The 16,436-nt window shown below is 36.5% G+C and carries 7 protein-coding genes; 1 reads left to right on the top strand and 6 read right to left on the bottom strand.

Going from position 1 to position 16,436, the window contains the following annotated elements:
• Positions 1 to 37 precede the first annotated feature (37 nt).
• Positions 38 to 838 carry a TlpA family protein disulfide reductase gene (locus B0A80_RS08275; RefSeq protein WP_233430729.1) on the bottom strand — a complete coding sequence of 267 codons (801 nt, stop codon included), beginning with the start codon at positions 836 to 838 and terminating at the stop codon, positions 38 to 40.
• Between the two features lie 279 nt (positions 839 to 1,117).
• On the opposite strand from B0A80_RS08275, the gene B0A80_RS08270 reads away from it, so the two are divergent.
• Entirely contained in the window at positions 1,118 to 1,351 is a 234-nt protein-coding gene (locus B0A80_RS08270) for a hypothetical protein (RefSeq protein ID WP_089076978.1), read from the top strand.
• Positions 1,352 to 1,771: 420 nt separating this feature from the next.
• Here B0A80_RS08270 and B0A80_RS08265 read toward each other — a convergent pair whose 3' ends face one another.
• The 5 genes from B0A80_RS08265 to B0A80_RS08245 form a co-directional block, all read right to left on the bottom strand.
• The gene (locus tag B0A80_RS08265; protein ID WP_233430728.1) at positions 1,772 to 6,745 is read right to left on the bottom strand and encodes a glycosyl hydrolase family 18 protein; all 4,974 of its coding nucleotides are present in this window, start codon (positions 6,743 to 6,745) and stop codon (positions 1,772 to 1,774) included.
• 499 nt (positions 6,746 to 7,244) lie between these two features.
• A complete protein-coding gene (locus B0A80_RS08260; RefSeq protein ID WP_089077033.1) occupies positions 7,245 to 9,311 on the bottom strand; it encodes a beta-N-acetylhexosaminidase in 2,067 nt (688 codons plus the stop codon).
• Between the two features lie 159 nt (positions 9,312 to 9,470).
• Positions 9,471 to 11,408, bottom strand: a complete 1,938-nt coding sequence (gene nagB, locus B0A80_RS08255) for a glucosamine-6-phosphate deaminase (protein WP_017497631.1) — start codon at positions 11,406 to 11,408, stop codon at positions 9,471 to 9,473.
• Positions 11,409 to 11,524: 116 nt separating this feature from the next.
• Positions 11,525 to 13,108: a RagB/SusD family nutrient uptake outer membrane protein gene (locus B0A80_RS08250; protein ID WP_070908877.1), complete on the bottom strand. Its 1,584-nt coding sequence runs from the start codon at positions 13,106 to 13,108 to the stop codon at positions 11,525 to 11,527.
• 10 nt (positions 13,109 to 13,118) lie between these two features.
• The gene (locus B0A80_RS08245) at positions 13,119 to 16,151 is read right to left on the bottom strand and encodes a SusC/RagA family TonB-linked outer membrane protein (protein WP_017497633.1); all 3,033 of its coding nucleotides are present in this window, start codon (positions 16,149 to 16,151) and stop codon (positions 13,119 to 13,121) included.
• Positions 16,152 to 16,436 lie beyond the last annotated feature (285 nt).

Here is a 16,436-nt window from a genome sequence, read left to right as displayed (position 1 = left end):
TTTTACAGATTACATTTCACATTTTACTGCTTACATTTTACTGTCTGCTCTCTTTCGCCAAAGCGACTTCTAAACTCTCAAAATTAGGAAGCACTTTAACAATCATGCCTTCTTTGTTTAAAATAAAATGCGTTGGAAATGAATTTAACTGCAAGGCTTCATTCATGTATGCTTTCATATCGGGAATAACGGAATAGGACAATGGTTTTCTTGCCAGAAATGTTTTTAACTGCGCTGCAGCATCTTCTGCAAGACTTACAAACAGGATGTCTTTTCGGTCTTTGTATTCTGCGGCTAATTTGTTGACTTGCGAAAATTCTCTGATACAGGGTGTGCAATGAATGTACCAGCATTTGATGACCACTATCTTTCCTTTCATCGATTCATTGCTAACCAAATTTCCATCCAGATCTTTAAATGAGAATTTAGGAAAAGTGGTTCCTTCCATTTTGTAATTCTTAAGAGCGTCAAAACCAATCTGATTCATCGTTGCCTTTATACTGCTATCAGTCCCGGGCTGAATTTCGAATAATTTATAAACATACATTTCGGGTTCTGATTCTAATCGAATTGGGATGAAATTTCCGTTTGCCAGCTGATCTAAAAATGTCTCTTTTGAAATTTCTTTTGAAGAATCCAGAGCAATAAAATCTCTGGAAAGCATGATTTTTTTGCTCTGATAAGCAGACCAGTCTGTGTAGGTTTTTTGAATTTGAACAGGATCAACTTCCGGAGCTCCGAATCTATTCTGTGCGGTACTTATGGCGAAAAAGAGAAAAATTATAATAAAGCTGACAAATTTCTGCATGTATTCTAAGATAATTGTATTTGATCTCAAAAGTAGTGAAAGTTTTTTTTTAACCGCAATGACGCAAGGTTTTTACGCAAAGTGCACAAAGCTTTCTTCAAAAAAAGTTATGACGCGGATGAAACGGATTTGCTATCGCAAAGACGCAGATAAAAGCGGATTTTAAAAATCAGCGTAAATCCGCCTTTTCGTGAAACGAATCCGTTTCATCCGCGTCATAACCTTAACACAAACATTTACAATACTTTGACACAAACCTGTGTCACATAATAAATATTTACTTTTTAGATTTGCTAAAAACATAAGACTATGACTACAGAAAAGCTTTCACCCGAAGTTGAATCCAGATTAAACCATTTTTTTAATGATAGTATTGCCGCAAAAGATATGGCGAAAATGATACGGGAAGTAAATTATGTGCTTTCATTATCTGTACTAAGAGAATGTGAAACCATGGGATCTGAAATAAAGGATATTGCCGATAATTTTTACTGGTTCAATAAACTGGCAGAAATTTTAGATCCTTACCTCGATCTTAAATAATTGCATTTGATATCAAAACTTGTGAAAGTTTTTTTTAACCGCAATGACGCAAGGTTTTCGCAAGGTTCGCAAAGTTTTTTTTAAGGTTGTGACACGGATGAAACAGATTCGTTTCACGAAAACGCGGATTTACGCTGATTTTAAAAGTCCGTTTTTTATCTACGTCTTTGCGATAGCAAATCCGTTTTATCCGTGTCCTTTATATCAACATGAAGATTAAATCATTTTAAACAAAAAAACCCGACAATACAATTGTCGGGTTTATAATGCGCTTCCTTCAGGTGAAAACCAAATAACAAATCACCTCAATTTGCAGCATTTATTCGAAATAAAAATTAGATTAAAAAATAAATAACCAAACTCAATTTTAACCATTCCAACTTTTTATTTCTGTATTTTTCATTCTTCCATACTGTCCTTTTAGTTCAAAAAGTTCATTACTTTGAATGATTTTTTATTTCCTGCTTTGTCCGTCACCACAACTAAAAATAATTGCTTAGTGGTAAAGCTGTAGTTATGAAGCACCACTTCTTTGTTTTGATGAACATTTCTATGACTTACCAATGGCTGTCCGATGGTATTGAAAACTTCTACCTTAACAATATCTTCAGAGTCAGTTGTCACCAGTAAAGCATCGTTTTTAAAGTAAGCGATAGTCGTGCTTTTTGTTTCGATTCCTTCAGGCAACGCTCTTGCAGCTGTTTGTCCTGCAAAATAAGCGGCATACGCTTTAGATAATTCGGCTGAATTACCACAAGAAGAAAAATCCCAGTTTACAGACCAAGTCATTAAACCTCTCAAAGCAGGATATGGTCCACCTGGCTGCATCGTGTAGGTTCTTCCTGAGAAAGTAGTTCCGGTTCTTAAATAATGCATTGCATTAATTCCTTCTGTCGGCGTTAAAAAACCACTTCCTGCTGCACTTGGACAAGCCGGTAATGCAATAAGGACTTTTGAAGGTGGTAAACCATCAAAACGCATTCCTGTTGTACCAATGTTGTACCCTTTTATTATCATATCGGTTAGGGCAGTTACCATGTTTGCTTTTTTAGCTGAACCATAATATTGACCGTCTAATCCGTTTTCTCCTCCTGTATTATACAATTGTACGGCTAACAAATCCAACTCATTACGTAAGTTTTGAATGATTGGAAGGAACGAACCAAAAGTATCATTATAGGTAGAATATCCTCCTTGTACGTATTGTGTTTCCGGAGCTGCAGTTAATAAAAATCCAGGTCCATAGTGAGCTTTTAATTCTTTGAAAGCATCTACTACATTTTTTAATCTTGGATAAGCAGAAATACCCGCATAAGAAATATCTCTTAAACCTCCTGCACTAAAATTCATCGATCCACCTTCAAAATCGATATCAACTCCATCAAATTGATACTCGTCAATAATGGCTTTCAGACCATTAACAAAAATATTTTTTTGAGTTACATTTTCTAAAACAACATGACCGTTTTGACCTCCAATAGAAACAATAACAGGAACGCCGCTATCTCTTAAAGATTTGATATCATTTTTCAATAATTGTTTATTGAAAACTCCATTGGTCAAATATCTGGCATCATTTGTAGTTAGTACCGGTGTATAACCGTCACGGTTAACCGTTTCTACGAATGCATAATCTACTACGTTAAACTTACTTCCTACCATTTGAGAAAAATATAAAAACGGAGCACCGGCATTTTCCCAGGAATGTGCATATCCTAAAATAATATTAGTGGAGGGAAGCGGAATGAATACACGAGCATTGTTAGTAATATTGATGGTATTGTTTAATGTAGTTACAGCAGCTTTATTATCGGTTGCTTTGATTACAACCGGATAAGCCTGATGAGCAGATGGCGTAAAATTATAAGTATAAGTATTATTTGTGCCCGCTGTCATGTTGAAAGTACTTCCATTGATTGTAATCGTAACACCTGAAACCGATCCGTCACTATCAACAGCTGTTACCGAAATTGGTACAACCTGGAAAGAAGGTTGATTTATAGTAGTGTTCACCGGTGCATTCCAGGTAATTACAGGCAATGAATTAGGACAATTTGTACCTGAACATTGTAAAGCAAACGTTTTTGTATTTTCTGCAGTCGTACCGCTTGATGCAGTTACGGTTGCTTTTAATGTATAATTTTTATTGAAATCTGCTAAAACCGGCGTCCAGTTTGCTACGTATTCTGTTCCTGAAAGCGCTGCTGTAATATTTTGTCCGTTGATGTTGAACACCACTGATGAAATAGTTAAGCTGGCATCTACACTTGCAGTTGCTTTTAGCTGTATCGCAGTTCCCGGAGCAATAGCTACCGTTGCTGCAGAAGGCGCTGTAATGGCAACCTGAGGTGGTGTAACCGCATTTCTATTGAAATTATAAACTGTTGGTGTCGTTGGCATTGCAAAATTTGCCAGATTATTTGGGAAGTAACTTACTTCACCATTTTGCCAAGAATTTAATTTCAAACTTAAAACTTGCGCATAACCCGCTGTAACTGTGTTGTCATAGCTAAAGTTCCCCTGAGCATCTGTTGTTGCCAAAACGCTTTTCCATGGATGCGTATTATCGGTCCAAGGCACAATAAGTTCTACTTTTGCATTTGCAACTGGAGCTGTACCATTTTTAACAGTACCACTAATTAGATTAGCACTTACCAAATTTTGCGTAAAGTCAAGAGTTTTGTTCCCAGACTCTGTTGTCGAAACTGCTGAAACCGGAGCAAATGTTAAGTTGGTTTTAGCAACAGATACCTTATAATCTGATCCTGAAGTTAAACCTGCAAAAGAATAAGCTCCATTTCTATCTGTTGTCGCAGTTAAAACTGTTGTACCTGAAACTGCCGAAACTACAGCTCCTGATACCGGAGTAGTTCCGTTTAGCACTTTTCCGCTCATTGCATAAGAGGATGTTCTTGCGGTAGCGGCAGTATTGAAATTATAAACCGTAGGGGTTGCCGGAACAGCAAAACTGGTCAAATTATTTGGAAAATAATTAACGTCGTTATTTTGCCACGCATTCAATTTCAAACTAGAAACAGTAGTATATCCGTCTACAACTGAATTGGCAAAGCTATAATTTCCTTGTGCATCTGTAGTCGCCAAAACGCTTTTCCATCCGTGTGTATTGTCAGTCCAAGGTAAGACGATTTCTACTTTAGCTCCTGCAACCGGAGCTGTACCGTTTTTAACCGTTCCGCTAATTTTATTGGTTCCAACGTTATACTCGATTAAATTTAAAGTTTTGTGGGCTATTAAATTGCTATAAACTGTTGAAGCCGGAGTATAGGTTTTACCGGCAGCCGCAGCCGTTATGGTATAGTTCCCTCCTGATGGCAAACTAAGACTATAACCACTTGCAGTAGAAACTGCTGTAACAGTTGGTCCTGCCGATGTTGCCGTAACAGTTACCCCCACAGCAGGTGTAGTTCCGTTTAAGATTGTACCACTAACGTTATAATATACAATTGGATCACCCTGAGCAAAATTTAACGTTTTGTTGCTGTCAATTGCATTGTAAGTTGTCACAGCTGGTGTATAAGGAAAGCCTGTTTTGGCAGCCGTAACTGTAAAATTAAGCCCGGCAGTTAAACCTGTAATACTGTAGGTTCCATTAGTACCGGAAACAGCAGTTAAAACAGTCGTACCGGAAGTTGCTGTAACTGTAACTCCTGAAACTGGTGTAGTGCTAGTACCAACTACAATAGTTCCGCTTACTGTGTACAAAGGTTGTGTTCCCTGGATCACAACTCCTGTCTGATCAGCAGCAACATTTGTTAAGCTAACCGGTGTAAAAGTATAAGCAGCTTTTATCGCTGTAAGGGTATAGTTTTGATTCTTTGGTAAATTATAAAATGTAAAATTACCTGTCGGAGACACTACACTTTCTATAACTGCATTACTTGCATTTCTAATCTCTACGGTAACGTTAGTAACCAAAGCTGTTCCATTTTTCACAGAACCTCCAATACTCACTGTACCTTCTACGATACTTTTAAACGAAGTATCTACCTGAGTTAAAAGTGAATTAGGGATAGAACCTCTGGTATCCTGAGATAATTCCCAAATCATACCACCGGCCAGATTTTTAGATTTGATGTACTGTACTTTTAAATCCATTGATTGTTTATCTTCATAACTGATAAACTGTTTCAAACTACTATTGTACAAATAAGGAACTTTAGTCGTGTTATCAAAATACCTTACCCAACCTGCAGCAGCTGCCGTTGGCGTAACTAACATGGTATTTGGATCTAAAAAAGCATGTGAATTGGTAACCGGATTTCCAACCAGGCCACAAATTTCGATACTTCCGGATTTCTCACAAGCTGCCGGTCCATCCCAGGTTCCTGTTGGGTTTTGCGGATTTGTACAGCCTGCAACATTATATCTTGGTGCAGCAACAAATAAACCGGGAAAGTTTGGATTGGTTCCGTTATTGGCAACGTTGTCAAATTTCTTGCCGTAAAAAGGTAATCCCATGATTAATTTATTGGCAGGAAAACCAACTACATTCAAATAGATGTTCGTTAACTCATCAAGTGATTCTGACTGAGTTGCACCATACAATGGATCATTCGGGTTTCCGCTTCCATAAAGAGGAGCATTATAACATGTTTTATCATACCAGTTTCCGCCAAAATCATATCCAAAGTACGTGATGTAATCACAATACGTTGAAATATCTTCGGTCATTCCATACGTTGCCCTGTTGTTTGGTCCTAAATATTGTTTAGGTACATTTCGAACATTGTTTCCGGCCGCAATAGTTACCAGTTTATTAGGCATTGCCTGACGCATGGCTTTTAATAAAAGTACAAGGTTTTTATTGTCATCCGGGTGGTATTTTTGTGGAGGAACCGGGATTCCGTTCACGATTTCGGTACCGTCTGTTCCTCCCATAAGAGGATACTCCCAGTCGATATCAAATCCGTCAATAAACGGATAAGTGACAATGAAGTTTGCCATATCTGCAGCTAAAGCAGCTCTTGCCACCGGACTTGCGGCAATTGGAGAAAGATCCTGACCTTTGGTCCATCCTCCAACAGAGATTAAAATTTTTAAATGCGGATACTTTTCTTTTAACTTTTTCAAGTCATAAAAATTCCCTTTTACAGGAGCATCCCATGGAATTCCGCCTTCCGTATGCTCATAATCAGCATAGGTATCCAAACATTTTAATTTTGTATTCTCCGGACGGGCTGGGTCAAAAGTTGTCCCGTAAAAAGAATAATTCAAATGGGTTATCTTGCTCCCGTCTATCTTGGGAACGTTGAAATCCCGGGCATAAATAGCCCATTGCGCATAATACCCTACTACTTTTTTGCCGTGGGCTGGTTGGGCCGACGCAAGTAAGGGAAACAGTAACATAAAGAGTAATCTGTAATAATGTTTCATAGTTAATAAATATTGGTTAATAGATAATAAATATTCCAATTACAATACCTTACCTGCCAAAATGCGGCAAATAAATACGATAACCGGGGTTCAATACACCGCGAATAAATAACATCACGACACACTGGATTTTTAATTCATTACTTCTAAAAATAAATATTACTATTACTGATCCTAGCCATAATCATTAGTGAATAGTAGTGACTGATATTTATTTAATTTTTAAAAAAATTAGTTTAAACACAGAAGATAAATTTGGGATTCATCAATCTAAATACTTTACTTTTTGTCATGTTTGTGGTATGCGACTTACTATTTGGTTTTTAAATGTTAATACTTCTTTATATGGTTATAATTGTATGCTTATTCTTTGGTCAGGAGTTAAAGATTTAGTGAAGTCTACCATAATTATCTCTGCCAAAAACCTGTATGGCAGAGATAACGAATTACTAAATAATCATGGTAAAAAAACATACTAAATACTAACTCAAACAAATCTTTAAATTAATTTTTTAAGACTTTCATACACTGACAACTCAACATCAGCGTGGTCTTTACTGTTACATTGCTCGATTAAATTTTTCAAATCATCTCCTTTTAAAGTTGATTTGTTATCTAAAACAAGTAATAGTTCTTGTGATGCATCATTCAATTTTTTAGACAGAGGTAAAAAGTGTTGTATCAAAGGTGCATTTGCACTCAATTCTACCAGTCCTTTGTTTACAGCAATCCATTTGTTGAAAAATGCTGTTACTTTTGCTTTATTCTCCGGAGTCTTATTTGCTAAATATTGTGCTACTGCATCGTCAAAAGCCAAAGAATCTTTAGCATCCGGTGTACAGGCATCAGCAAAAAGAGTTAACGGGGAGTACATTTGATATTCGGTTCCTCCTTTGTTTCGTTTATACCCCTTTAAAGGCTCGCAAACATTTGTAAATTCCTCAACGAAATCTGTATTCTGATTGTTCGATATATTTCTTAAAATCACATCCTTATTACGAATGTGTGTCAATCCTAGTTCTTCTAATCTAAAAGAAACTACATCAAGACGTTTACGCATGCTGGCCAAATCGGTTATATCTTCGGCTGACCAAAGTCGTTCTGCAATTGCAGCTGTTCTTGGCCAAAGTCTGGAATCAATTGTTGCTGATGATACGAGCTCTGTCCACATTGTTGCTTCACCTCCCAATACTCTTGCTTTTTCTTCCGTGGATAAATTGGCTCCTTTTGGCATAGGGTCATTCAAATAATGACTTGCCACCGGATACATTAAATCAATATAATACCCATTGGACATTACGGTTTTATATCCTTTTTTTACGGATTCAATCAGGGACTGACCTGCTACTACTCCTTCATTAGGACCTCTCCAGGCATGAATAATAGCATCTTTTGACATATTTTTAGTCAAAATTTCCTCCCAGCCCATTAACTGTTTCCCATGTTTTTTAAGCATCGGAATTAACTGCATAGTAAAATAAGTCTGCAGCTCATGATTGGTTGTTAACTTATTTTTCTTTTTAAACTCCTGAATTTTTGGATTTGCATCCCAGTCCTTTCCTTCGTTTTCATCTCCTCCGATATGAAAATAAGCGCCTGGAAATAACGGGCAAACCTCATCAAATAACTCACTTAATAATTGATATGTTTTAGGATTTGAAGGATCTAATGTTGGTGAAAAAATACCCGCATTTCTTTCAATTCCATAGGTCGCAATTGCGGTTCCCTGAATATTTTTTTCAGAAGTTCCTCCTGTCAGTGTGATTACTTTACTTCCAATCTCAGGATAAGCGGTAAGTATTGCAGATGCGTGACCAGGAACATCTATTTCCGGAACGATTAAAATACCGCGCTCATCAGCATATTTTACGATATTTTTAATTTCCTCTTGTGTGTAATACATTCCATCCGAAGCTTTTTCAATTAGTTTGGGATGTTTTTTCATTTCAATTCTCCAACCCTGATCGTCCACCAAATGCCAGTGAAGAACATTCATTTTCATAGCCGCCAATCCGTCAATATTTCTTTTGATCACATCTACCGGCTGAAAATGTCTTGCCGCGTCGACCATCAGACCTCTCCAGGTAAATCTTGGAAAATCGGAGACTTTTGATACCGGAAAATAAAAGGAGTTGTTTGTATTCTGCAACATTTGCAATAAGGTTTCAAGACCATGCAGGGCCCCTAAATCGCTTGTTGCATTGATTGTAATTTTGTTTGGTTTGATATCCAGGTGATAGCTTTCATCTTCATACAAACCAATTTTCCCACTCTTGGTACAATTGATTTGAAGCTCAGCTGTTGGAACTTCATTTAATTTGGTAATAAATCCTTGTTCGAAAAAAATACCGGTTCTACCATCTAGTCGACGCAAAAAGCGAGTTACTCCGCCAAAAATTCGGGGATTTGGATTTCCGGTAATATTTACTTTAAAATTTTTGTTTAACGCAAAATTACCATCATTTAACACAACGCTTTGAGGCCAGGGCATAAGATTTAACTGCTCTTTTTTAATCTGAGCACTAGCAGTTACACCCGCTAATAGTAGGACTAATAAATATTTCATTTTTTTTGTTTTTGGAAAGATGTTGCTTTTACACAACATTAATAATAAATAATAGAAGCAAAACTCAGAATGATTTCGATTGAACCCTCACTACTCCTAATGAAATCAATCTGAATTTTGCATTGCGATCCACTCTCACCCGGATCTTATATGGTATTCTTAATAATCAAAACGTTTAAAAGCTTCAATGGCTTCGTATTCTGCCAATCCTAGTTCGTCATATAAGACGGCAGTATTTTTGTTACGGTCTTCGGCTCTTACCCAAAATTCTCTTGAGTCATTTCCTTGGAACATTACGCGGTCTTTTTGTGACTGGTGGTACAAAATCGCATGGCGTTTAAGCAATACTTCTGATGGAGAAAGCGGAACGGCCATATCAATTTCGTGAATGTCCCATTCGTGCCATGCACCACGATACAACCACAACCAGCAGTCGTCCATGTATTTTTCAGGTTTCAGTTGTTTCATCGCTGCAAAGATGGCATTCAGACAAACTTCATGAGTACCGTGCGGATCTGCTAAGTCTCCCGCTGCAAATACCTGATGAGGTTTGATTTGTGCAATGATGTCCTTTACAATAGCAATGTCTTCAGGACCCAATGGATTCTTTTTTACCTGTCCGGTTTCATAAAACGGAAGATCTAAAAAGTGGGTGTTTTCATCTTTTAAACCAATGTATCGGGTCGCTGCATACGACTCTCTTCTTCGGATAAGTCCTTTTAATTTGCGAACTTCCAGGGAATCAATTTGGTTCTCTGATTTGTTATTCAAAAATTCAATTACAGCTTTAAAGTTGATTCCCGAGGCAGCATCACCAAGAAAATCCTTAGCCACTTCGGCAAATTTAAGTGCCTCGTCGTCTGTAACGGCTATATTTCCGGAGGTTTGATATACCACATGTACATCATGACCTTGTTTGATCAGTTTTGAGAAAGTTCCTCCCATAGAAATCACATCATCATCAGGATGTGGACTAAAAAGAATCACTCGTTTTTTTGCCGGATTGGCTCTTTCAGGACGATGCGAATCGTCGGTATTGGGTTTTCCTCCCGGCCATCCGGTGATGGTATGCTGCAAAACATTAAACATATTGATGTTCAAGTCGTAAGCAGAACCTTCCTGCGCCAAAAGATCAGACATTCCGTTGTTGTTGTAATCACGGTCTGTTAATTTTAAAATAGATTGTTTTGTTTTTTGGCACAACCAAACAATCGCTTTGCTTTTTAATTCTTGTGTCCAGATACATTCTCCTACTAACCAAGGCGTTTTGAAACGGGTTAATTCTGAAGCTGCTGACTGGTCTAATACGAAAGTCGCATTAGGGTGGTTTTGTAAAAATGTAGCCGGAACTTCAGAACTGATATCGCCCTGAATGGTTCTCTTGATGATATCGGCTTTGTTTTGTCCCCAGGCCATTAGTACAATTCGTTTGGATCTCATGATGGTAGAAACCCCCATGGTGATCGCTCTTTTTGGAACGTTATCGATTCCGTTAAAATCGGAAGAAGCATCCACTCTTGTAATGTGATCCAGTGTAATGATTCTGGTTCCCGAGTTGATGTGGGATCCAGGTTCGTTGAAACCTACGTGACCTGTACGGCCAATTCCCAATAATTGAAAATCCAGTCCTCCTGCATTTTTAATATTCATTTCGTAATCGATGCAGTATTGATTAAGTTCTTCAATGGCAACGGTTCCGTCCGGAATATTTACATTTTCAGGTTTGATGTCAATATGATTAAAAAGATGCTGATGCATGAAATAATGATAGCTCTGATTGTTCTCTTTGCTCATCGGATAATACTCATCCAGATTGAAAGTGATTACATTGCTAAAACTTAAGCCTTCTTCTCTGTACATTCTCACCAACTCTTCATAAACTTTTATAGGAGAAGAACCTGTGGCTAAACCTAATACGCAAGATTTATTCTTTTCTTGTTTAGATCGGATTAATTGCGCAATTTCCTGTGCTACAATTACCGAAGCTTCTGCGGAATTCCTGAAGATTTCATTGTGGATTTTTTCAAATCGTGTCTCTTCAAATTTCCCCGCGCTTTTATAGCTGATATCAGGTTTTATTTCTAAAGCACTTTTCATTTCTTTTCTTTTTATAACATTTACAATTTTGGTTTATGAAATGGCATAAACAACTCGCGCTGTTTACGCCATTTACTAACCAAACTTAAATTCTTTTAATTCTTTGATTATTTTTTTTAGAAATTTGGAGCATTAACATCCCACCAAAGTCTGGTTCCTCCGTTATCCGGACCACCTAACTTAGCTACACCAGTTGCTACACCTTCTTTATTATTCAGTACTTCATTTGAAGTAAAGTTGATTCTTCTGGCTCCAAGTGCAGTAGAAATTTTTCCTCCACTATTGTTTACCACTACAGGGAATAATTTTGGATATCCTGTTCTTCTGTAATCAGACCAGGCTTCTTGTCCTTCCGGGAAACCTGCGATCCATTTTTGAGTAATAATTCTTTGTAATTTCACCTCATTTGTAGCTGCATCATCCCAGGCAATAGTAATATTATTTACCGGAGCTGAATTGTTTACAGCAGCAACAGGATCAACATATGCTACAGGTAAACTAGTATTATCCGTTAAGTATTTAGCAATACCAGAAGCTTCTCTTTGATCAAATGATGCCTGAATACCTGCTTCGTATAATGATTTAGCATCACCTCCCATATTCCAGCCTCTTAAAGCTCCTTCTGCTCTTAAGAAATAAGCTTCAGCAGTAGTAACTAAATAAATGGTTTTAGATCTAACCACTTCTCCAATACCTGAAAAACGCTCACGGTCTCCTTTTCCTCCAATGGCTATACCGGTACGAATTCCTTTATACTGACCTGTAAATTGAGCTGATTTATCAAAATAAATTGGCATTCTAGGGTCGTTGTATCCTTTTAATATAGATTCCATATCAGCAGACATTCTAATGTCTAACCATGAACCACTAATGGTAGCAATAGGGTTTGTGAAAGTTGGAGATACAATTCTAAACGCATCTTTTTTAGCTGTAAATACTCCGAATTTTTGTGCTACCGCTTTTTCAGCCTGAGCTTTTGCTAAAGCAGGTTTTACTTTTACGATACGCATAGCTAATCTCAAACGTAAAGTGTTGGCAAATTTAACCCAAGAAGCATAGTTACCTTCATAACCTGATAAATCCGCATCTTTAAATACAAAAGGCTCTCCGGCATCTGCTCTTTTTGTTAATTCATCTACAGCAAAATCCAACTCGCTAAACATTTGGTTGTATACTTCTTCCTGAGAATCATAAGCAATTGGTGCATTTTTACCATATTGAGAATAGATGATAGGACCAAAGATGTCCGTAACACGGTGCATTCCTTCTACTTTCAAGATAAGAGAAAGTGCATAAAAATGGTCAAATTTCCCTTTAGTTTTGTTCGCAATATCGTATGCATTAAACATAACAGTAGGATAAGCATTTGTCCAAATAGCATTGTTCCATCCGTCAATTAAGTCATAAGTTGTATTGTTACTTCCTCCTCTAAAAGGGGTTGGAGTAGCCATATAACCTGACCAAATATCTGCATTTAGATTCTGTTGTAATTGATACTGAGACTCAAGCTGATCCCCTAAAACCTGAATGTTGTTAAACATCGGAGCGAATCCTTTTTTGATATCATTAAAATCATCCTTTAATTGATCATTGCTGAAACCATTAGGGTTAGTATTAATTTCATCAAAATTACCTGTACAACCTACTGCAGCAAGAAATGACATACAGATAGCTGTTTTTTTTATGTTATTTAGTTTCATTTTTTTTAATTTAGAAAGTTACATTTAAATTAAGACCAATACTTCTGGTAGAAGGTAAACCATAGATATCAATACCTTGTAGTCCCTCTCCTGTACTTAATGCAATGTTTGGATCAAAAGGAGCGTCTTTGTATATAAAGAATAAGTTTCTTGCAATTAATGAAATAGAAGCTGTTTGGAAAACAGGAAGTTTTTTAGGATTGAAAGTATATCCTACAGAAATCTCTCTTACACTTACATTTGTCGCTTTATAAACATATTCGCCTGTAATTCCATCTCTACCTCCAACTTTTTTATAATAATCCTCAGCAGGTATATTTGTTACTACAGTCCCGTCTGGTTTAATTGCATTTACGGGAACTCCTCCTGCGTTTCTGGCATCACCTGTTGCTTTAGAAACTCCGAAGAAATCATTCTGAGCTTCAGTCATACTCATAACATTACCACCAAAACGTCCGTCAATTAAAACATTTGCAAAGAAAGAACCAACTTTGAAAGTGTTAGAGAAACCTAACATGAAATCAGGATTTGAATTACCTACTTCAGTAAAACCTTCAGTACCTTGAATTTTACCATCTTTATCTAGTAAAATTCTACCCTGATCATCTTTTAGAATGTTTTTCCCCATGATAACACCAAACGGTCTTCCTTCAATTAAAGAGTATTGGTAGTTATTAACTCCAGGAACAGTCAAATTCACTATTCCTTTAGATGAAGCTGGAAGTTCTTTTACTTTATTTTTATTTTGAGAAAAGTTCACAGATGAATCCCATGAGAATTTATCTCCTTTAACAATACCAGCATTTACTACAATTTCAAAACCTTTATTTTCGATACTTCCGGCATTGAATCCATAAAATCTAACTCCCTCAGGGCTTCCGTCCGGCGCAGCAGATTGGAAATATTGATTTTTTGTTGTTGAATTATAGTAAGAAAGCTCAATACCAAATCTATTGTTAAGGAATCTCCATTCTGTACCAAATTCATACTCTGATTTCAACTCTGGTTTTAAAGTAGTTCCTCTTTGTAATCCAACCTGAGGTTGTGTACTGTTATTCCCCGGAACATATAAATCTACAGGAGTAGTAACAAAAGCAGCAACATCATTACCAACCTGAGCGTAAGTTGCACGAACTTTTGCAAAACTAACTGACTCCGGCATTTTGAACATCTCACTAAGTATACCTGTCAAACCTACAGACGGGTAAAAATAAGATCCTTTATTTGTATTCACTAATGTAGAAGACCAGTCATTTCTAGCTGCAACATCTAAGAACAACATGTCTTTGTAACCCAATGTAGTAGCTGCAAATACAGACTGTATTTCTCTTTTTGAGTCAATTGTCTGATAATTCCCTGTATTGTTTACAAAATTGTTAAGTGTAAACCAGTTTGTAATTTTTAATCCGGCACCAATTCCAGAATCTAAAATTGTTCTGTCATTTGTCATCGTATTCGTAATACTTGTACCAATATTAGCATTAAATGAAAAATCATCACTAAATTTTGTATTGATCGTAGCAATTAAATCTCCATAACGTTGTGTACTTACAGCATCGTTACTAATATATCTACCATTAGCGTGAGAAAGTGTTCCTTGAGTAGTAGCAAAAATTCTCTTTTCAAATCCACTGTCAACTCTGTTATAACTATATCTTGAAGCAATTGTTAACCATTCATTTGCTTTGTACGAAGCCGAAATTGCTCCGTTGAAGAAAGTGTTTGTGTCTTCAGATTTATTTCTGTTAATAGCCCAATATGGGTTTTGCATAATATCTCTGTTCGTCATCCAATTTTGAGCCATTAAATTTCTAGTCGGATTAAAAACTTCATAATTATTTTTATAATAATTGAAATCATTTCCTCTTGGCATTAAATAAACTCCTGTAAGTGGATTAAAGTAAAGACCATTTACCGGCTTATTTGCAATTGATTGTGTAGTATAATTTCCAGTTACACCCACTGTAAGTTTGTTATCAAAAAACTTTGCAGTTTGACGAATTCCAAAGTTATTTCTCTTAATTCCGTTACCTGGAATAATCCCCGATCCTGATGTATTAGCATAAGTCAATGCTGTAGAAGAATTTTCAGTTGCTGCAGAATATCCTACAGATGTAATTTGAGTAACTCCGGTTTGAAAGAAATCTTTAACATGATCTTTTATGTTTTGTTTCGTTCCCCAAGACTCATCTTCCCCTGTTCTTGCAGCATAATCTTTTTGAAACTTTGGCAAATAAGCAGCCGATTCAAAAGTAGTTACAGACGAACCTGAAAAACTTGACTGTCCAACTTTTCCTTTTTTAGACGAAAGTAAAATTACTCCATTTGCTCCTTGCGATCCATATAATACAGAAGCCGCTGCTCCTTTTAAAACCGTCATACCATCGTAATCGTCCGGGTTAATTAAAGATACAACATCTCCACCATCACGGTTACCACCATTCAAACTACCAAAAGTATCATTTGGCTGACCTGAACCAGAGTTTAACATTGGAATACCATCAATAACATACAAAGGCTGATTGTTTGTTGCTGAAGAGCTTCCACGAATATCTACTTTTGTAGAACCACCTGTACCGGCAGAACTTTTTGTTACAGCAACACCCGCAATTTTACCTGCAATTGTATTGATAACGTTCGCGTCTCTTACACGTGTTAGCTCTTCCCCTTTAAGTTCCTGAGCCGCATAAGTTAAAGATTTTCTTGTTTTCTTGATACCTAATGAAGTTACAACAACTTCTGTAAGTGCATTTGACGCTGCTTGTAGCATTTTAACATTAATTGTAGCAGCATCACCTACAACAATTGATTGTGTTTCAAGTCCAACATAAGTAAAAACTAAAGTCTGTCCTTTTTGAACTTCAATTGAGTACACTCCGTCAAAATCGGAAGTAGTTCCCTTTTGACCTCCTTGTACTGCAACGGAAGCCCCTGGCAATGGCATTCCATCAGAATCTGTAATCACACCTTTAATGCTTTTTACCTGAGCAAGCGAAACTTGCGCCGTAAAAACAATCATAAAGATTAAGAAAATTTTTTTCATGTTAATTTATTTTGTTAGTTATAGGGTAAAATTATTCTTAAGGGATTGTTAAAAAAAATAATTTATACAAACAACATTAAATTTTAAACCAACGACATAAAACAATCAATAATATGCTATTCGAAAACGTTTTCTAGCCATTTTCTGGTAAAATTTTACAACAAAATAAATATTTACTACAAAAAAAATCACTTTTATTAAACAATCATTTAATAATCATTAACATCTTAAGGGCATTTATGATCAAACTTTAGCCCATACTTCACAATATGCTTTACGAAAACG

This window comes from Flavobacterium tructae, assembly GCF_002217475.1.
In the GTDB taxonomy this organism is placed as follows: domain Bacteria; phylum Bacteroidota; class Bacteroidia; order Flavobacteriales; family Flavobacteriaceae; genus Flavobacterium; species Flavobacterium tructae.
The sequence above is the reverse complement of the archived record's forward strand: the minus strand, read 5'-3'. Positions and strand labels throughout refer to the sequence as shown.

Bases quoted from the DNA above. Each gene is read 5' to 3' on its own strand.
- B0A80_RS08270 (WP_089076978.1), top strand. From the start codon at position 1,118: ATGACTACAGAAAAGCTTTCACCCGAAGTTGAATCCAGATTAAACCAT.
- B0A80_RS08265 (WP_233430728.1), bottom strand. From the start codon at position 6,745: ATGAAACATTATTACAGATTACTCTTTATGTTACTGTTTCCCTTACTT.
- B0A80_RS08260 (WP_089077033.1), bottom strand. From the start codon at position 9,311: ATGAAATATTTATTAGTCCTACTATTAGCGGGTGTAACTGCTAGTGCT.
- nagB (WP_017497631.1), bottom strand. From the start codon at position 11,408: ATGAAAAGTGCTTTAGAAATAAAACCTGATATCAGCTATAAAAGCGCG.
- B0A80_RS08250 (WP_070908877.1), bottom strand. From the start codon at position 13,108: ATGAAACTAAATAACATAAAAAAAACAGCTATCTGTATGTCATTTCTT.
- B0A80_RS08245 (WP_017497633.1), bottom strand. From the start codon at position 16,151: ATGAAAAAAATTTTCTTAATCTTTATGATTGTTTTTACGGCGCAAGTT.